This is a genomic window from Pseudomonas sp. TYF_14, assembly GCF_043105275.1.
In the GTDB taxonomy this organism is placed as follows: domain Bacteria; phylum Pseudomonadota; class Gammaproteobacteria; order Pseudomonadales; family Pseudomonadaceae; genus Aquipseudomonas; species Aquipseudomonas alloputida.
In genome coordinates this window covers 1-17,034 of sequence record NZ_JBICLK010000016.1, presented here as the reverse complement: position 1 = coordinate 17,034, position 17,034 = coordinate 1, and the positions used below count along the sequence as shown (strand labels likewise).

Here is a 17,034-nt window from a genome sequence, read left to right as displayed (position 1 = left end):
ATCCAGCTGTTAGGCTTGTCTGGTCAGAACTACAAGAACATACCATGCCGATCATCGGACACCCCCGCGCTATCCCCGCGCTGGAACACCTGCCCAGACCGCTCTACGCCCGTGCCGAAAGCCTTGGCGCCGGTTCGTGGACTACCCGCCACCAGCACGACTGGGTGCAGTTCTCCTACGCCATCAGCGGTGTACTTGGCGTGTACACACGCGACGGCAGTTACTTCGCCCCACCGCAGTGGGGGGTGTGGATCCCTGCCGATGCCGAGCATGAAGTGGTCACCTCGATGCAAGCCGAGATGCGCAGCCTGTATGTGCGCCGCGATGCCTGCCCATGGGCGCCGGAACAATGCCGAGTGCTGGAAGTCACGCCGCTGGCGCGCGAGCTGATCAAGCAGTTCTGCCTGTTCCCGGCAGATTACCCAGAGGACGACAGCGCCGAATCGCGTCTGGTGGCAGTGCTGCTCGATCAGTTGCGCACCTTGCCGGAAGTCGGTTTTTCGCTGCCGTTGCCCCGCCACCCTGGTTTGCTGGCGCTGTGCAATGGCTTGATCGCTGCACCAGACCAGCCGCAGACCTTGCAGCAATGGGCGCGGGAGCTGGGGTGTTCGGAGAAGACACTGATGCGGCTGTTTCAACGGGAGACCGGCTTGAGCTTTCGTAATTGGCGCCAGCGCATGCGGTTGTTGTCGTCGCTGGCGTTGCTGGAGGCGGGGGAGACTGTGACCGAGGCGGCGCTGGGGTGTGGGTATGACTCCACGTCGGCCTACATTGCGGCGTTCAAGCAGCTGTTTGGCGCGACACCGGGGGAATTGAAGCTCTGATTTTCGGTTGCCTGTGCCGGCCCTTTCGCGGGGTTATCCGCGAAAGGGCCGGCACAGGCCATACGTCAGGTGCGGAACCTGCGCACCAGCGTATCCAGCTCATTGGACAGCCCGGCCAGGCTCTCGGAGTCCTGGCGCGCCGCCTGGGCCAGCTCGGCCACCAACTGCGCATCCCCGTGAATCTGGCTGATGTGCCGGTTGATGTCCTCAGCCACCTGATGCTGTTCTTCGGCTGCCGTGGCGATCTGGGTGTTCATGTCGCGGATCACATCCACCGACTCACGGATCTGCCCGAAGCTGTCGCGGGCCAGACCAATGCGGCTCACCGACTGCTGCGACACTTCCAGGCTGGCGTGCATCTGCTCGGCCACTTCGGCGGTACGGCTGGCCAGGTTGCCCAGCAAACCGTCGATTTCAGCGGTGGAGTCGGCAGTACGCTTGGCCAGCGCCCGTACTTCGTCGGCCACCACGGCAAAGCCGCGGCCCTGCTCACCGGCACGGGCCGCTTCGATGGCGGCGTTCAGGGCCAGCAGGTTGGTTTGTTCGGCAATCGAACGGATGGTGCCGAGGATCGACTGAATGGCGTTGCTGTCACGCTCCAGTTGCTGGATCGACTGGGCCGATTGCTCGATCTCCTGGCTCAGGCGATCAACGCTGTGTACCGCTGCATCGATCTGCTGCTGCCCTTCGCGGGCCTGCTGCTGGCCGTTGTCGGCCGACTGCGCCGCCTGGCTGCAGGACCGTGCCACTTCATTGGCGGTGGCGACCATTTCGTGGAATGCAGTGGAAACCATATCCACGGCTTCGCGCTGGCGGCCGGCCGCCTCGGCCATGTCGCTGGAGACGCGGGTCGAGCTGCTGGAGGTGCTGAGGATCTTGCTGGCGGCAGCACCGATGTGCTGGATCAGGCTGCGAATGGCACCGAGGAACTGGTTGAACCAGCTGGCCAGTTGCGCGGTTTCGTCGCGGCCGCGGATTTCCAGGTTGCGGGTCAGGTCACCCTCACCTTGGGCAATGTCCTCCAGGCCGTTGGTGACGCTGTTGATCGGGCGCACGATCAGTTTGGCGAAGGCCGCACCGACCACCGCGAACAGCGCGGCCAACACCACAGCGATGACACCGATCAGCCAGGTGAGCCGGGTGGTGGTCTGCATCACTTCGCTTTGTTCGATCAGGCCGATGAAGGTCCAGCCCAGCTGCTGGTCGGGGTAGACGTTGGCCATGTAGTGCACGCCATTGAGTTCGACCTCGACCAGGCCTTTGCCGGCTTTGGCCAGCTTGGCGTAACCGTCGCCAAAGCTTCCCAGCTGCTTGAAGTTGTGGGCGGCGTCGCGCGGGTCGACCATCACGTTGCCGTTGCTTTCCACCAGCATCAGGTAGCCGCTCTCGCCCAGTTTGATCTGCTTGACGATCTCGGTCAGGCCCTTGAGCGACACGTCGATGTTGACCACGCCGCCGGGGTTGCCCAGCTGGTTGGCCACGGTGCGCACGGTGCTGACCAGCACCGCATCGTCGGCGGCCCAGTAGTAGGCGCCGGTACGCATCGTCTTGCCAGGGTTGGCCATGGCAAGTTGGTACCAGGGGCGCGTGCGTGGGTCATAATTGACAAACTTCTGGCCGGCCGGCCAGCCGGTGTAGCCGCCGTCATTCACCCCGTAGGACAGGTAGGCGTAGGCGGGATGTGAGTTGGCCAGGCGAGTCATGAAGTCGAGAATTTTGCTGGCCTGCTCGCCCAGTTCGTAGGACGGGGTTGCGCTCATGTACTTGTTCAGCTCGCTGCCCGTGGCGGCAACCATTGGCTGGGAAGCCATGTACTCGACGTTCTGGTTGATCCCCTGGAAGAAGATGTTCATCGCATTGCTGACCTGGCGGATTTCCCGGCTGCTGCTGTCGAGGAATCCGTCGCGGGCTTCGCCGCGCAGGTTGATGACCACCAGGGTGGCCACCAGAACGATGGGCAAGCCGGCGATGACCGCGAATGCCCAGGTCAATTTCTGTTTGATGCTCATCGACGCTCCCGGAATTTTTGTTTTCGACACACGAGGCAGGTAGCAACTGCATCGGCAGCATCCGGGTTTTATGAAGCCAAAACGCCCGTATTTATTGGATAAAGTCGTGGTTGGTGACTATTCGGTCGTGTTTGGACATTTATGGCATGCCAAAGGCGCGTGGCAGCTCAGTGACAGCAGCTACCTGCAGCGCCATTGGCCAGGTCTTTGAGGATCGGGCAGTCCGGGCGGTCGTCACCCTGACAGTGCGAAACCAGCTCGCCGAGGGTGTCGCGCAGGCTCACCAGCTCCTCGATGCGCCGGTTCAGTTCATCGATGTGGTGCATGGCCAGCGCCTTCACATCGGCGCTGGCACGTTGGCGGTCCTGCCACAAGGTCAGCAACTTGCCGACCTCCTCGAGGGAAAAGCCCAGGTCGCGGGAGCGCTTGATGAAGGCCAGGTTGTGCAAGTCTTGCGCCTGGTACAGGCGGTAGCCGCTGTCGCTGCGAGTGGCGGGTTTGAGCAGGCCGATGGATTCGTAGTAACGGATCATCTTGGTGCTGAGCCCGCTGCGGCGGGCGGCCTGGCCGATGTTCATGGCGCCTCCTGGGTGCTGCTGGTGGGTTTCCACGTTTTAAGCCACAGTGCATTGCTGACGACGCTGACACTGGACAGGGCCATGGCGGCTCCTGCCAGTACCGGGTTGAGGTAACCCAGCGCGGCGAGCGGAATGCCGATCAGGTTGTAGATGAAGGCCCAGAACAGGTTCTGGCGGATCTTCGCGTAGGTCTTGCGGCTGATTTCCAGCGCGGCGGGCACCAGGCGCGGGTCGCCACGCATCAGGGTGATGCCGGCGGCCTGCATGGCCACGTCGGTACCGCCACCCATGGCAATGCCGATGTCGGCCGCGGCCAGCGCCGGTGCATCGTTGATACCATCGCCAACCATGGCGACCACTCCTTCCTGCTTGAGCGCGGCCACGGTCGCGGCCTTGTCGGCCGGTAGCACTTCGGCATGCACATCGTCGATGCCCAGGGCCTCGGCAACCACGTTGGCGCTGCCACGGTTGTCACCGGTCAGCAGGTGGCTGCTGATGTGTTGGGCGTGAAGGGTTTCGATGGCCTGCGCAGCGCCAGGCTTGAGGCTGTCACCAAAGGCGAACAGGCCCACCACTCTCGGTTGCTTGCCGCGCTCGATCAGCCACGACAGTGTGCGCCCTTCAGCTTCCCAGGCCTGGGCCTGGGCGGCCAACTCGCCGGGCTGCAGACCGCTTTCGTCAAGCAGTCGGCGGTTGCCCAGCGCCAGTTCACGGCCTTCAACGCGACCGGCAATGCCGCGCCCGGTCAGCGACTGGCTGTCGGCAACGGTTGGCACGTCCAGCCCTTGCTCTGCACAGGCCACCAGCACCGCCTTGGCCAGCGGGTGTTCACTCCCACGCTGCAGGGCGCCGGCCAGGCGGTAAAGGTCGGCGCTGTTGCCGTCCAGCGCCTGGCTGTGAACCACCTGCGGGCTGCCGGAGGTGAGGGTGCCGGTTTTGTCGAACACTACGCGGTTGACCGCATGGGCACGCTCCAGGGCTTCGGCATCCTTGATCAGGATGCCGTGGCGGGCGGCGACCCCGGTACCGGCCATGATCGCGGCGGGCGTGGCCAGGCCGAGGGCGCAGGGGCAGGCGATGACCAGCACGGCGACGGCGTTGATCAGCGCGGTTTCCAGCGGTACCCCAGCCAGCCACCAGCCAATCAGGGTGATCAGCGCCAGTACCAGCACGGCCGGGACGAACACCTGGCTGACACGGTCGACCAGCTTCTGGATCGGCGCTTTGGCGGCCTGGGCGTCTTCCACCAGGCGGATGATGCGCGCCAGCACGGTCTCGGTGCCCAGCGCCTGGGTACGCACCAGCAGCCGGCCTTCGCCATTGATGGCGCCACCGGTGACGCTGTCGCCGGGTTGCTTGGGCACTGGCAGGCTCTCGCCGCTGATCAGGGCCTCATCGGCATGGCTGCTGCCGTCTTCGACCACGCCGTCGACCGGGAAGCGTTCGCCGGGCTTGACCAGTACCAGGTCGCCCACGCGCAAGTGGGCGATGGCCACGTCCTCTTCCACGCCGTCGACCACGCGCAAGGCGCGTTCCGGGCGCAGGGCTTCGAGGGCTCGGATGGCACTGGCGGTCTGGCGTTTGGCGCGGCTTTCCAGGTACTTGCCCAGCAATACCAGGGCAATCACCACGGCTGAGGCTTCGAAGTACAGGTGCGGGGCCATGCCGGCGGGAGCCTGTGCCCATTGGTACAGGCTCAGGCCATAACCAGCGCTGGTGCCCAGGGCCACCAGCAGGTCCATGTTGCCGGCGCCGGCGCGCACGGCCTTCCAGGCTGCAATGTAGAAGCGGGCACCGAGAATGAACTGCACGGGTGTGGCCAGCAGGAACTGCGCCCAGGCGGGTAGCATCCAGTGCAAGCCGAACGGTTGTACCAGCATGGGTAATACCAGCGGCAGGGCCAACAGCAAGGCTGCACCGACTGCCAGGCGCTCGTTGCGCAGGCGGCGCTGGACAGCGCTTTGGTCGTCTTTGGTCGATTGCGGCAGGCTGGCGCTGTAGCCTGCCTTTTGCACAGCGTCGATCAGCAGGTTGTCATCAAGCGCGGCAAGCACTTCGAGGTGCGCGCGTTCGCTGGCCAAGTTGACGCTGACCTGCTCGACTCCGGCCAATTTGCCCAGGGCGCGCTCTACTCGGCCGACACAACTGGCGCAGGTCATGCCGCCTATCTGCAGTTCGAGGGTGCGGGTTGGTACCCCGTAACCGGCCTCGCGCACGGCTTCGACCAAGGCTGGCAGGCTGGCAGGCGGGGCCAGAACCCGAGCTTTTTCAGTGGTGAGGTTTACGCTGACCTGTTCAGCGCCGGTGACCTTGCGCAGGGCGCGCTCGACCCGGCCAGCACAGCTGGCGCAGGTCATGCCGGAGATCGGCAGGTCGTATATGGTGGATGCGGGCATGGCTCTCCTCCTTGGACAGGCCTCCAGCATCAACCTTGCCACGCAGGCAAGGTCAATAGCCCAGGTCGGCTCGTTTCAACTCCAGCCCATATTGCCCCATGGCGATGCGGTATTTGTTGATCTGGCCCGCCTGCAGATTCAAACGTGTGCTGCGCTGGTCCTCTATACCTGGGGCGCAACCCGGCATTTGCCCAGGCAGCAGGCGCAGGCGCACATCCACCGTGCCAGGCGGCAGGTTGAACGAGGTGGACTGCTCCTGGAAAACGCGCCCGGAAAGCTGGTCGTTGAGGTACACGCCGATTTCGCAACTGGTGGCCACTTCCAGGCGCTCCCGGGAAATGATCAGTACGCTGTAGGCCGAGTTGCCCTCGGCGAATGCCGGTGGCACCACAGCCAGCGCGCCCAAGAGCCCGACAACGCCCAATGCTGCCCTGAACATGAAAAATCTCCTGCTTGCCTGATCGTCAAAGGCGCAGCTTGGCCGACGCGGACGCGGATTTCCACCCCGGGTGTTGCAGGCAGGGCTTGACCTTGCCCTGATGGCAAGCTTGAGACTTGTGAAAAACCTGAAGGAGGTAACCCCCATGCAAGTGTTCAATGTACAAGGCATGACCTGCGGCCATTGCGTGAAAGCCGTGACCCGCGCGGTGCAGGAGCGGGATGCGGCGGCCAGGGTGGAAGTTGATCTGGCAGACAAACAGGTGCGTGTGCAGAGCGAGTTGGCGCAGGAGCAGATCCTCACTGCGATTCGGGATGAGGGGTATCAGGCCGAACTCGCCTGAAGACCTGATTGCTCCCTCCGGGGCTAACAGTGTTGCAAATCTTTTCACATTGACAGGGTCCACAGCAGGTAGAATCAGTCACTTGCTTAGCCTGCTATGGATTCCTGATGAACCTGCGAATGGTGCTCATCCTGGGCGCACTCAGTGCGTTCGGGCCCTTGGCGATCGACTTTTACCTGCCAGCCTTCCCGGCCATGGCGCAAGCGTTCGCCACCGATGAAAAACACGTCCAGGCCACGTTGGCCGCCTACTTCCTGGGCCTGTCTATCGGGCAGTTGGCCTATGGGCCGGTTGCCGACCGCTTTGGCCGACGCAAACCGCTGATGTTCGGCGTTACGCTGTTCACCTTGGCATCACTGGCCTGTGCCTACGCCCCCAACCTCGATACCTTGGTAGTGGCGCGTTTCATCCAGGCACTGGGTGGTTGTGCCGGCATGGTGCTTTCGCGGGCCATCGTCAGCGACAAGTGCGACCCGGTAGCTTCCGCCAAAGTGTTTTCGCAACTGATGCTGGTCATGGGCTTGGCGCCGATCCTGGCACCGATGTTGGGTGGGGTGCTGGTGAACCTGGCCGGCTGGCAGTCGATCTTCCTTGCGCTGAGCCTGTTCAGTGCTGGCTGCCTGCTTGCGGTAAGCCTGGGCCTGCCGGAAAGCCTGCCCGAGCATATACCCCGCCAACCGCTGTCTGGCGCTTTACGCCAGTACCTGCGGCTGCTGGCTGACCGGGTTTTCCTCGGCCATGCCCTGACCGGCGGTATCGCCATTGCCGGCATGTTCGCCTATATCGCCGGTTCACCTTTCGTGTTCATCAAACTGTATGGCGTGCCCGCTGAGCACTACGGCTGGCTGTTCGGTACCAACGCCGCAGGTTTTATTCTGGTGGCGCAGGTGAACGCCCGCCTGCTGGCCAAACGCGGGCCGGCCTTCCTGCTGGGCCGTGCGGTGTGGCTGTATCTGGTTGCGGGCCTGGTGCTGCTGGGCGTGGCGGCGTTGCGCCCTGCGCAATTGTGGCCGCTACTGGTGCCGCTGTTCATCTGTATCGCCAGCCTTGGTTGCATCATTCCCAATGCTTCGGCCTGCGCCATGAGTGGACAGGGCGCGCGTGCCGGCAGCGCCTCGGCACTGATGGGCTGCGTGCAGTTCAGCGTAGCTGCGGGTGCTGCGGCGCTGGTCGGGCTACTGCATGATGGCAGTGCGGTGCCCATGGCAATCGTGATCAGCCTGTGCGGGGCGCTGGTGGTCAGTGTTGCGCTGTTGACCCGGCGTTTGCAGGCCAAGGCTCCCGCATAAGCGGGTGAGGTGCCTGCAGCCGGGTTTCCAGCGTGGCGACGAAGGCGCGCGCCTCAGCCTCGCTGCGAAAACTGACCACATGCTGATCGAGCTGGACTTGCCAAGGGCAGGCGGGGTTTCGGCTCGACGCACTTACGATAATTTTCATCGCGGCATACCTCCAGGAAGGGGAGCCGCTCAAGTGTAGCGCTGGCCCGCCAGCCTGCCATGACACGGCTTCAGCGTCCTGACTGACGGTAAGTGTGCGCATTTCCCTGGCGGTGTTTCCTACTTTGGGCGCAATGCCTGCAAACCCGCAGAACCTTCGCTTTGTTTCGCGCTATTTGTGGAAGGTTGCTGTGGGCCACATCTGAAATGGCTGCAAGTTTGTTTTCATCAAGATGTTTCAGCGCATTTGTGTGGGCGTACCGGTGCCTTGTTTGACTTGGTTCCGGGGCGTTTTCGAAGCCGCTTCGCTGCTTGCAATGGGTAGGCATACCCAGTGGTTTTTCGTCATGAGTACGACGGCACCTGGTCGTCTGACCGGCGTTTTTCTGCGGCTTATACTGGCGAGCCAGGCCAGTGCCAGCGAGAGGCGCTTCCCCGGCAGGGTTGGCCATCGCATCCCCACCGTGAACTTGCAGGGAGTTACAAGGACATGAACGCAGCCAGCAGTATCAGCCAAATTGCCAGCCTGATGGCCGACCCCAAGCGCAGTGCCATGTTGTGGGCATTGATCGATGGCACACCACGGTTGGCCAATGAGCTCGCGATAATGACTGGCCTGACTTCATCGTCAGCCTGCGCACACCTTTCGCTGCTGTCGTCGGCCGGTTTGCTCAGGCATGAAGCCAGGGGCCGCAAACGTTACTTCTGCCTGGCTACCCCTCAGGTCGGAGCAGCGGTAGAGGCCTTGGCCAGCGTACAGCTGGATAGCGCCAGGGGAACGCGTGCCGAAGCGCCGGTATCGTCGCTGCCGCTATCAATGCGCCGGGCGCGCCGTTGTGGCGATCACCTGGGTGGGGAGTTGGCCAGTGAGCTGTACCATCGCATGGTGGTGGCTGGCTGGTTGGAAGGCAGCGGACGGCACTTGAGGGTCAGTGACGAGGGGCGGGCGCAGTTGGCCTTGGTCGGGGTGTACATCGATGCCCTGGCGCCACACCAGCAACGAGGTTGCGTGATCTGCCGCTGCACCGAATGGAATGACCAGGGCCCGCATCTGGGTGGCGTACTGGGCCAGGCCTTGTTCAGGTTGTTCCTGCAATCTGGCTGGATGCGCGAGTTGGAGGACTCGCGGGCACTGCATATTTCGGCGCTGGGTATCCAGCAGATCAATCGCATAGCCCGCGTGGCGACGTTGCAGGTCGGTTGAGCGCAACGTCGTCATGCTACTCAAACCAGCCGTGCGTCCAGGCTGTTCTGCGCCAGGCGACGTGCCTGGTCTTCGGTCATGCCCAAGTGGGTATGCAGAGCGTGGAAGTTCTCCGTGACGTAGCCACCGAAGTAGGCCGGGTCGTCCGAGTTGACCGTGACTTTCACACCACGCTCGAGCATGTCGAGGATGTTGTGCTGGCTCATATGGTCGAACACGCAGAGCTTGGTGTTGGACAGCGGGCACACCGTGAGCGGGATCTGCTCGTCGATGATGCGCTGCATCAGGCGCTCGTCCTCGATGGCGCGCACGCCATGGTCGATACGTTTGATCTTCAGCAGGTCGAGGGCTTCCCAGATGTACTCGGGCGGGCCTTCTTCGCCAGCATGGGCAACGGCGACGAAGCCTTCGCTACGGGCGCGGTCGAACACCCGCTGGAACTTGCTGGGTGGGTGGCCCATCTCCGAGCTGTCCAGGCCTACGGCAATGAACGCATCGCGGAACGGCAATGCCTGATCGAGGGTCTTTTGCGCTTCATCCTCGCTGAGGTGGCGCAGGAAGCTGAGGATCAGGCCGCTGCTGATGCCCAGTTGTTCGCGGCCATCCTTGAGCGCCTGGCTGATGCCGTTGAGCACCACTTCGAAAGCAATGCCGCGGTCGGTGTGGGTCTGCGGGTCGAAGAAGGGTTCGGTGTGGATCACGTTCTGGGCCTTGCAGCGTTGCAGGTAGGCCCAGGTCAGGTCGTAGAAGTCCTGCTCGGTGCGCAGCACATCCGCGCCCTGGTAATACAGGTCGAGGAACTCCTGCAGGTTGTTGAAGGCATAGGCACCGCGCAAGGTCTCCACATCGGCCCAGGGCAAGGCGATCTTGTTGCGCTCGGCCAGGGCGAACAGCAACTCTGGCTCCAGTGAGCCTTCCAGGTGCAGGTGCAGTTCGGCCTTGGGCAGGGCGTTCAACCAGTCATACATAGTGGTCATCTCAATCAGGTACGGTTGCGGCCATTCTACAGGGGCTGGCTGGGCAATGCGCCCAGCCGGGCTGCGACCTGGTGAATCACCAGACCAAGGGTTCGCCCTTGTAGTTGATGAAACGCAGGCCGCCCTTGCCGCTTTGGGCCTTGATCTGTTCGATCATGCCGCGGGTGCTGGTGAGCACATCGATTTCGGCGTTTTCGCCACCCATGTCAGTTTTCACCCAGCCCGGGTGCATGGCCAGCACGCACAGGTCCGGGCGCTTCTGCTCAACGAAGAAGCTGTTGATCATCGAGTTCAGTGCCGCCTTGCTGGCCTTGTACAGGCAGATTTCGCCACCGTCTGGGATGGTGACGCTTCCCAGGATCGAGCTCATGAAAGCCAGCACACCACTGCCTTCGCGTATTTGACCCACCAGGCGGCGAGCCACGCGTATCGGCGCCACGGCGTTGGTCATGAACAGATCGCCAATGTCGCTGTTGTGTACTGCCTCCAGGTCTTGCGGCAGGGGGCCCATGACCCCGGCGTTGACGAATATCAGGTCGAACACCTGGCCTTGCAGGCGTTGCTGCAGGCTGTCGAGCTGAACGGTGTCGTTCATTTCCAGCTGCTCGATGTGCACGCCGGGGACGTTCGCCAGGCCGCCGGGCTGCTGCGGGTTACGGACGGTTGCAGTGATGTGCCAGCCGTCTTCGTGCAGGCGTTGTACCAAACCCAGGCCAAGCCCGCGCGAGGCGCCGATGATGAGGGCAGTTCTTGAATTAGCCATCGGAACATTCCTTTATCGGTGTAGGAGAAAGGAATTGAGCATACGTCACGGCGAATACGCGTGCCTGGTTTGCGTCTGGTTAAAAAATGGTCAGTTTTGTCTGGGCCTTGCGGTGCCGGGCGCTTCGCCCGTTGGCGCACGGGTTATCCACAAGCTGGTCCACAGTTATTGTGTGCAAGGTGAGCAAGAGGGGTGCGGCTTGGATGGGCGGTTCGCTGGGGATAAGTCGCGCACATTCAGCAGTTTACGACTGTCATCAAATAGTGATCAAAATATGATCAAAGCTCTGGGGGCCTCGAAATCACTAGCCTGCAAGAGAGTGCCCCAAGCTTATCCACAGGCGGGCCCACAGTTGTTGTGGGCAATGTTCAGCGTGCTTCGAGCAAAATACGCCCGCGGCTCAGGTCCGCCAGTTGCTGTTGCAATGGCGCCAGGTGGGCGTCACCGAGGGCAATCACCAGGTCCACACCATTGGCGGTGAACTGTTCATCCAGGACCAGGCCGTCAACCTCGGCCAGACGCAGCTTCACCAGCGCCAGCTCGCTGAAACTGCAACTGCAGCTGAAATGGCTGCGCTGCACCAGCAGGCGTTTGGGCGCCTGTTGCAGGCACTTGTTGGCGCCGCCGCCATAGGCCCTGGCCAGGCCGCCGGTACCCAGCTGGATGCCGCCGTACCAACGGATCACCAGCACCACCACCTGATCGCAGTCCTGCGCTTCGATGGCTGCCAGGATCGGCCGCCCTGCGGTGCCGCCGGGTTCGCCGTCGTCACTGCTGCGGTACTGCGCGCCGAGTTTCCAGGCCCAGCAGTTGTGGGTAGCGGCCAGGTCGCTGTGACGTTCGATGAAACTCATCGCTTCGGCGGCGCTGCTGATCGGCCCGGCGAGGGTGATGAAGCGGCTTTTGCGGATTTCCTCGCGGTATTCGCAGAGGTCGAGCAGGGTAGAAGGCATAAAGGACGGTCAGGCAGCCGGCGTGATGCCGCAGCCCTTCAGAATGATGTGGATAAGGTTGTTGCTCGCGTCTTCCATGTCCTGCTTGGTCAGGCGGCTGCGGCCAGTCACCTGGCAAATCTGGGTGGCGAAGTCAGCGTAGTGCTGGGTGCTGCCCCAAAGCAGGAAGATCAGGTGTACGGGGTCGACCGGGTCCATCTTGCCTGCTTCGATCCAGGCCTGGAATACCGCAGCACGGCCGCGGAACCATTCGCGGTAGTCGGCACTGAAGTATTCGGTCAGGCAGGTGCCACCGCTGATCACTTCCATGGCGAAAATGCGCGAAGCTTGCGGGTTGCGCCGGGAGAACTCCATCTTGGTGCGGATGTACTGGCTCAGGGCTTCACCGGGGTCGTCATCGACGCTCAAGGCGTTGAAGGTGCTGTCCCACAACTCGATGATGTTGCTGAGCACGGCGATGTACAGGCCCAGCTTGTTGGTGAAGTAGTAATGCAGGTTAGCCTTGGGCAACCCCGCCTTGAGGGCGATGGTGTTCATGCTGGTGCCCTTGAAACCATGGCGGGCGAATTCATCTTCGGCGGCCTGGATAATGGCCTGTTCGTTCTTCTGGCGGATACGGCCCGCGGGCTTGCCCGAGGCGGAGAGGCGATGCGCAGGGACTTCTAGGGTCATGGACGATTCCGTACGGTGCAGTGGCTGCGGCTGTGGGACAAGATTACCTGCCTGTGCCGAAGTGACAAGCGTTTGCGGCACAGACAGGCATCAACGTGTCGCAGCCAGGCTTTCGAGGAAGCTTTCCAACACCAGGTTGGGGCGCCGGCCTTTGCGGGTAACCCAGCTCAGGCTCAGGTCATAAAAACGCTCCTTGGGTTTGAGCGCACGCAAACGGCCTTGCTGCACCCAGAACATGGCGTAGTGGTCGGGCAGGTAGCCGATATAGCGCCCGGTAAGGATGAGAAACGCCATGCCCTCGCGGTCAGAAGCACTGGCTGTGCAATTCAGCGCCTGGTAGTGCGCCTGGATGTCGGCCGGCAGGCGGAAGGTGGGGGTGATGGCTTCCTGGCTGTTGAGGCGCTCGTCGTCTATCTGCTGGTCGTCGGCGTAGAACAGCGGGTGGCCAACCGCGCAGTACAGCAGCGAGCGTTCGCTGTACAACGGTTGATACTCAAGCCCCGATAACGGGCTGGTCTGTGGTACGACGCCAACGTGCAGGCTGCCGTCGAGCACGCCGTGCTCGACCTGGCTGGGGGCGATCATGCGGATCTGGATGCGCACATCAGGGCCCCGATCCTTGAGTTCCGCCAGGGCATGGGTGATACGCATGTGCGGCAGGGTCACCAGGTTGTCGGTCAGGCCGATGTTCAGCTCGCCGCGCAAATGCTGGTGCAGGCCGTTGACCTCGGTGCGGAAGGTTTCCAGCGCGCTGAGCAGTTGCAGGGCTGAATGGTAGACCTCGCGGCCTTCCTCCGTCAGCGAGAAACCGGCGCGGCCGCGCTGACACAGGCGCAGGCCGAGGCGTTGCTCGAGGTCGTTCATCTGCTGGCTGATGGCCGAGCGACCAATGCCCAGTACGTTTTCGGCAGCCGAGAAGCCACCGCACTCGACGACGCTGCGATAGATCTTCAGCAGGCGGATGTCGAAATCGCTGACTTGGGCGAGTGGATCGGGGCGTCGGCTCATTAGTTTAGTCACGGCCTGTCTGAAGGTTAGAAATGTAGGCTTTTTCAGACTCTATCGCCGTGCCAATTTAGCTGCAACAACATCCATCGTTGCCTAATCGTCTTCCGAGGAACCGCCGATGAACATGCCCGAAACTGGTCCTGCCGGTATCGCCAGCCAGCTCAAGCTGGACGCCCACTGGATGCCCTACACCGCCAACCGCAACTTCCAGCGCGACCCACGCCTGATCGTGGCGGCCGAAGGCAACTACCTGGTCGATGACCACGGGCGCAAGATCTTCGACGCCCTGTCCGGCCTGTGGACCTGCGGCGCAGGGCACACTCGCAAGGAAATCGCTGACGCGGTGACCCGTCAACTGAGTACGCTGGACTACTCCCCAGCGTTCCAGTTCGGCCACCCGCTGTCGTTCCAGCTGGCGGAAAAGATCGCCGAGCTGGTTCCGGGCAATCTGAATCACGTCTTCTATACCAACTCCGGTTCCGAGTGCGCCGATACCGCACTGAAGATGGTGCGTGCCTACTGGCGCCTGAAAGGCCAGGCAACCAAGACCAAGATCATCGGCCGTGCCCGTGGTTACCATGGCGTGAACATCGCCGGTACCAGCCTGGGTGGCGTCAACGGTAACCGCAAGATGTTTGGCCAGCTGCTGGACGTCGACCACCTGCCTCACACTGTATTGCCGGTGAACGCCTTCTCGAAAGGCTTGCCGGAAGAGGGCGGTATCGCGCTGGCTGACGAAATGCTCAAGCTGATCGAGCTGCACGATGCCTCCAACATCGCAGCAGTCATCGTCGAGCCGCTGGCCGGTTCGGCCGGTGTGCTGCCGCCGCCAAAGGGTTACCTGAAGCGCCTGCGTGAAATCTGCACCCAGCACAACATTCTGCTGATCTTCGACGAAGTGATCACAGGCTTCGGCCGCATGGGCGCGATGACCGGCTCGGAAGCCTTCGGCGTTACCCCGGACCTGATGTGCATCGCCAAGCAGGTGACCAACGGCGCCATCCCGATGGGCGCAGTGATTGCCAGCAGCGAGATCTACCAGACCTTCATGAACCAGCCGACCCCGGAATACGCCGTGGAATTCCCACACGGCTACACCTATTCGGCGCACCCGGTAGCCTGTGCCGCCGGTCTCGCCGCGCTGGACCTGCTGCAGAAGGAAAACCTGGTGCAGTCCGCGGCTGAACTGGCGCCGCATTTCGAGAAGCTGCTGCACGGCGTGAAGGGCACCAAGAATATCGTCGATATCCGCAACTACGGCCTGGCCGGCGCCATCCAGATCGCCGCCCGTGACGGTGATGCCATCGTTCGCCCATACGAAGCGGCCATGAAGCTGTGGAAAGCGGGCTTCTATGTACGCTTTGGTGGCGACACCCTGCAGTTCGGCCCAACCTTCAATACCAAGCCGCAGGAACTGGACCGCTTGTTCGATGCTGTTGGCGAAACCCTGAACCTGATCGACTGATCTTTCCGATATTGATGCCAGGCGTATGCCCGCAGCGCGCGCCTGGCTCTCCTTTGTTTATCTGGAGTTTTGCATGAGCATTGTTCAGCACCTGATTCACGGCGAACTGGTTACCAAGGGTGAGCGCACCGCCGATGTCTTCAACCCGTCCACTGGCCAGGCCGTTCGCAAGGTCGAACTGGCCAGCCGCGCAACCGTGCAGGAAGCGATCGACTCGGCCAAGGCAGCCTTCCCGGCCTGGCGCAACACCCCTCCGGCCAAGCGCGCCCAGGTGATGTTCCGCTTCAAGCAACTGCTGGAGCAGAACGAAGCCAAGATTTCGCAGATGATCAGCGAAGAGCACGGCAAGACCCTGGAAGACGCCGCCGGCGAACTGAAGCGTGGTATCGAGAACGTCGAGTTCGCGTGTGCAGCCCCAGAAGTGCTGAAGGGCGAGTACAGCCGCAACGTCGGTCCGAACATCGACGCCTGGTCCGACTTCCAGCCGCTGGGCGTGGTTGCCGGTATCACCCCATTCAACTTCCCGGCCATGGTGCCGCTGTGGATGTACCCGCTGGCCATCGCCTGTGGCAACGCATTCATCCTCAAGCCTTCCGAGCGTGACCCGAGCTCGACCCTGTACATTGCCCAATTGCTGCTGGAAGCCGGCCTGCCGAAGGGCATCCTCAACGTCGTGCACGGTGACAAGGAAGCGGTGGATGCGCTGATCGAAGCGCCGGAAGTCAAAGCACTGAGCTTCGTGGGCTCGACCCCGATCGCCGAGTACATCTATGCCGAAGGCACCAAGCGTGGCAAGCGTGTACAAGCCCTGGGTGGCGCGAAGAACCATGCGGTGCTGATGCCGGATGCCGACCTGGACAACGCAGTCAGTGCACTGATGGGCGCGGCTTACGGTTCGTGTGGCGAGCGTTGCATGGCCATTTCGGTAGCCGTGTGCGTGGGCGACCAAGTGGCCGATGCCCTGATTGCCAAGCTGGAGCCACAGATCAAGGCGCTGAAGATTGGTGCCGGCACCTCGTGCGGCCTGGACATGGGCCCGCTGGTGACTGCGGCAGCGCGTGACAAGGTCGTGGGTTACATCGATGACGGTGTTGCTGCTGGCGCCAAGCTGGTGGTGGATGGCCGTGGCTTCCGTGTGGCGGGTAATGAAGATGGCTACTTTGTGGGTGGCACCCTGTTCGACAAGGTGACCCCGGAGATGCGCATCTATAAAGAGGAGATCTTTGGCCCGGTGCTGTGCGTGGTTCGGGTGAATAGCCTGGAGCAGGCCATGCAGCTGATCAACGATCACGAGTATGGCAACGGCACCTGCATCTTTACCCGTGACGGTGAAGCGGCCCGTCTGTTCTGCGACGAGATCGAAGTGGGTATGGTGGGTGTGAACGTACCGCTGCCGGTGCCGGTGGCCTACCACAGCTTCGGTGGCTGGAAGCGTTCGCTGTTTGGTGACCTGCATGCCTATGGCCCGGATGGTGTGCGCTTCTATACCCGTCGCAAGGCCATTACCCAGCGTTGGCCGCAGCGGGCCAGCCATGAAGCGTCGCAGTTTGCATTCCCTAGCCTGTAAGGGAAGTAGATGAAGCGGGGAGGCCGTCAGGCCTCCCCGCTTTGTTTTTGGGGGTTGGTTGTTGCTGTTGGGGAGGAACTGTTTTGAGAGGGTGTTGGCTGTGAGATGTGTCCGCCACAACCCTTGCAGTGCCTGTGAGATCGAGCGCCGCCCGCGCGGCGCATCGCGAGCAAGCTCGCTCCTACATTTGTTTCGGGCCAGTCCCTCCTGTGCCTGGCGCGCGCGACCGCCTTGTTTGTTCGACGCGATATCGAGACAGGCACCAAAGCGTTCGCGCGCGAATCTCACAGGCATAATTGGCCCGAAACAAATGTAGGAGCGAGCTTGCTCGCGATGCGCCGCGCGGGCGGCGCTCGGTCTCACAGGCGCCAAATGCGTTGTGGCGAACACCTGGTAGCCT

At 62.4% G+C, this 17,034-nt stretch carries 16 protein-coding genes and 1 pseudogene; 6 read left to right on the top strand and 11 right to left on the bottom strand.

Annotation, left to right across the window (positions count from 1 at the left end; genetic code table 11):
- Nucleotides 1-44 precede the first annotated feature (44 nt).
- Nucleotides 45-824 (top strand): AraC family transcriptional regulator, encoded by a 780-nt coding sequence (locus ACF8O8_RS04475; protein WP_392509303.1) that lies wholly within the window; start codon nt 45-47, stop codon nt 822-824.
- A gap of 65 nt (nt 825-889) precedes the next feature.
- Here ACF8O8_RS04475 and ACF8O8_RS04470 read toward each other — a convergent pair whose 3' ends face one another.
- From ACF8O8_RS04470 to ACF8O8_RS04450, 5 genes and pseudogenes are all read right to left on the bottom strand, one after another.
- Nucleotides 890-1,618: a methyl-accepting chemotaxis protein gene (locus tag ACF8O8_RS04470; RefSeq protein WP_392509328.1), complete on the bottom strand. Its 729-nt coding sequence runs from the start codon at nt 1,616-1,618 to the stop codon at nt 890-892.
- A gap of 129 nt (nt 1,619-1,747) precedes the next feature.
- Nucleotides 1,748-2,635, bottom strand: a pseudogene (locus ACF8O8_RS04465) (cache domain-containing protein); the annotation flags it as partial.
- A 365-nt stretch (nt 2,636-3,000) separates the two neighbouring features.
- Entirely contained in the window at nt 3,001-3,411 is a 411-nt protein-coding gene (gene cueR, locus ACF8O8_RS04460; RefSeq protein WP_004576995.1) for a Cu(I)-responsive transcriptional regulator, read from the bottom strand.
- Nucleotides 3,408-5,807, bottom strand: coding sequence for a heavy metal translocating P-type ATPase (locus tag ACF8O8_RS04455; protein ID WP_392509302.1), 2,400 nt, complete (start codon nt 5,805-5,807; stop codon nt 3,408-3,410). The genes cueR and ACF8O8_RS04455 overlap by 4 nt, the downstream gene beginning before the upstream one ends.
- A gap of 52 nt (nt 5,808-5,859) precedes the next feature.
- Entirely contained in the window at nt 5,860-6,246 is a 387-nt protein-coding gene (locus tag ACF8O8_RS04450; protein ID WP_010951859.1) for a hypothetical protein, read from the bottom strand.
- A gap of 145 nt (nt 6,247-6,391) precedes the next feature.
- Here ACF8O8_RS04450 and ACF8O8_RS04445 point away from each other — a divergent pair, with 145 nt between their 5' ends.
- Both ACF8O8_RS04445 and ACF8O8_RS04440 read left to right on the top strand, forming a co-directional pair.
- Entirely contained in the window at nt 6,392-6,589 is a 198-nt protein-coding gene (locus ACF8O8_RS04445) for a heavy-metal-associated domain-containing protein (protein ID WP_392509301.1), read from the top strand.
- A gap of 107 nt (nt 6,590-6,696) precedes the next feature.
- Nucleotides 6,697-7,878, top strand: a complete 1,182-nt coding sequence (locus ACF8O8_RS04440; RefSeq protein WP_003255285.1) for a multidrug effflux MFS transporter — start codon at nt 6,697-6,699, stop codon at nt 7,876-7,878.
- Here the strand turns inward: ACF8O8_RS04440 and ACF8O8_RS04435 are convergent.
- Nucleotides 7,829-8,026, bottom strand: coding sequence for a hypothetical protein (locus ACF8O8_RS04435; protein WP_003255284.1), 198 nt, complete (start codon nt 8,024-8,026; stop codon nt 7,829-7,831). The genes ACF8O8_RS04440 and ACF8O8_RS04435 overlap by 50 nt on opposite strands.
- A gap of 489 nt (nt 8,027-8,515) precedes the next feature.
- Between ACF8O8_RS04435 and ACF8O8_RS04430 the strand changes: the two genes are divergently transcribed.
- Entirely contained in the window at nt 8,516-9,229 is a 714-nt protein-coding gene (locus tag ACF8O8_RS04430) for a transcriptional regulator (protein WP_392509300.1), read from the top strand.
- A gap of 20 nt (nt 9,230-9,249) precedes the next feature.
- On the opposite strand, the gene ACF8O8_RS04425 is transcribed toward ACF8O8_RS04430, so the two are convergent.
- The 5 genes from ACF8O8_RS04425 to ACF8O8_RS04405 all read right to left on the bottom strand — a co-directional run bounded on the left by ACF8O8_RS04425 (nt 9,250) and on the right by ACF8O8_RS04405 (nt 13,602).
- Entirely contained in the window at nt 9,250-10,197 is a 948-nt protein-coding gene (locus ACF8O8_RS04425; RefSeq protein ID WP_010951862.1) for an adenosine deaminase, read from the bottom strand.
- Between the two features lie 85 nt (nt 10,198-10,282).
- Nucleotides 10,283-10,969, bottom strand: a complete 687-nt coding sequence (locus tag ACF8O8_RS04420; protein ID WP_392509299.1) for an SDR family oxidoreductase — start codon at nt 10,967-10,969, stop codon at nt 10,283-10,285.
- 368 nt (nt 10,970-11,337) lie between these two features.
- The gene (locus tag ACF8O8_RS04415) at nt 11,338-11,922 is read right to left on the bottom strand and encodes a YigZ family protein (RefSeq protein WP_010951864.1); all 585 of its coding nucleotides are present in this window, start codon (nt 11,920-11,922) and stop codon (nt 11,338-11,340) included.
- A 9-nt stretch (nt 11,923-11,931) separates the two neighbouring features.
- Nucleotides 11,932-12,594 carry a TetR/AcrR family transcriptional regulator gene (locus tag ACF8O8_RS04410; protein ID WP_012051106.1) on the bottom strand — a complete coding sequence of 221 codons (663 nt, stop codon included), beginning with the start codon at nt 12,592-12,594 and terminating at the stop codon, nt 11,932-11,934.
- 90 nt (nt 12,595-12,684) lie between these two features.
- On the bottom strand, nt 12,685-13,602 hold the full coding sequence (locus ACF8O8_RS04405) for a LysR family transcriptional regulator (protein WP_003255278.1): 918 nt from the start codon (nt 13,600-13,602) through the stop codon (nt 12,685-12,687).
- A 118-nt stretch (nt 13,603-13,720) separates the two neighbouring features.
- Between ACF8O8_RS04405 and ACF8O8_RS04400 the strand changes: the two genes are divergently transcribed.
- Nucleotides 13,721-15,067 (top strand): aspartate aminotransferase family protein, encoded by a 1,347-nt coding sequence (locus ACF8O8_RS04400; RefSeq protein WP_010951866.1) that lies wholly within the window; start codon nt 13,721-13,723, stop codon nt 15,065-15,067.
- A 73-nt stretch (nt 15,068-15,140) separates the two neighbouring features.
- Nucleotides 15,141-16,634: a CoA-acylating methylmalonate-semialdehyde dehydrogenase gene (locus ACF8O8_RS04395; RefSeq protein ID WP_003255276.1), complete on the top strand. Its 1,494-nt coding sequence runs from the start codon at nt 15,141-15,143 to the stop codon at nt 16,632-16,634.
- Nucleotides 16,635-17,034 lie beyond the last annotated feature (400 nt).

Excerpts from the sequence above, each read along its gene's own strand:
- ACF8O8_RS04475 (WP_392509303.1), top strand. The coding sequence starts at position 45 with ATGCCGATCATCGGACACCCCCGCGCTATCCCCGCGCTGGAACACCTG.
- ACF8O8_RS04470 (WP_392509328.1), bottom strand. The coding sequence starts at position 1,618 with ATGGTTTCCACTGCATTCCACGAAATGGTCGCCACCGCCAATGAAGTG.
- cueR (WP_004576995.1), bottom strand. The coding sequence starts at position 3,411 with ATGAACATCGGCCAGGCCGCCCGCCGCAGCGGGCTCAGCACCAAGATG.
- ACF8O8_RS04455 (WP_392509302.1), bottom strand. The coding sequence starts at position 5,807 with ATGCCCGCATCCACCATATACGACCTGCCGATCTCCGGCATGACCTGC.
- ACF8O8_RS04450 (WP_010951859.1), bottom strand. The coding sequence starts at position 6,246 with ATGTTCAGGGCAGCATTGGGCGTTGTCGGGCTCTTGGGCGCGCTGGCT.
- ACF8O8_RS04445 (WP_392509301.1), top strand. The coding sequence starts at position 6,392 with ATGCAAGTGTTCAATGTACAAGGCATGACCTGCGGCCATTGCGTGAAA.
- ACF8O8_RS04440 (WP_003255285.1), top strand. The coding sequence starts at position 6,697 with ATGAACCTGCGAATGGTGCTCATCCTGGGCGCACTCAGTGCGTTCGGG.
- ACF8O8_RS04435 (WP_003255284.1), bottom strand. The coding sequence starts at position 8,026 with ATGAAAATTATCGTAAGTGCGTCGAGCCGAAACCCCGCCTGCCCTTGG.
- ACF8O8_RS04430 (WP_392509300.1), top strand. The coding sequence starts at position 8,516 with ATGAACGCAGCCAGCAGTATCAGCCAAATTGCCAGCCTGATGGCCGAC.
- ACF8O8_RS04425 (WP_010951862.1), bottom strand. The coding sequence starts at position 10,197 with ATGTATGACTGGTTGAACGCCCTGCCCAAGGCCGAACTGCACCTGCAC.
- ACF8O8_RS04420 (WP_392509299.1), bottom strand. The coding sequence starts at position 10,969 with ATGGCTAATTCAAGAACTGCCCTCATCATCGGCGCCTCGCGCGGGCTT.
- ACF8O8_RS04415 (WP_010951864.1), bottom strand. The coding sequence starts at position 11,922 with ATGCCTTCTACCCTGCTCGACCTCTGCGAATACCGCGAGGAAATCCGC.
- ACF8O8_RS04410 (WP_012051106.1), bottom strand. The coding sequence starts at position 12,594 with ATGACCCTAGAAGTCCCTGCGCATCGCCTCTCCGCCTCGGGCAAGCCC.
- ACF8O8_RS04405 (WP_003255278.1), bottom strand. The coding sequence starts at position 13,602 with ATGAGCCGACGCCCCGATCCACTCGCCCAAGTCAGCGATTTCGACATC.
- ACF8O8_RS04400 (WP_010951866.1), top strand. The coding sequence starts at position 13,721 with ATGAACATGCCCGAAACTGGTCCTGCCGGTATCGCCAGCCAGCTCAAG.
- ACF8O8_RS04395 (WP_003255276.1), top strand. The coding sequence starts at position 15,141 with ATGAGCATTGTTCAGCACCTGATTCACGGCGAACTGGTTACCAAGGGT.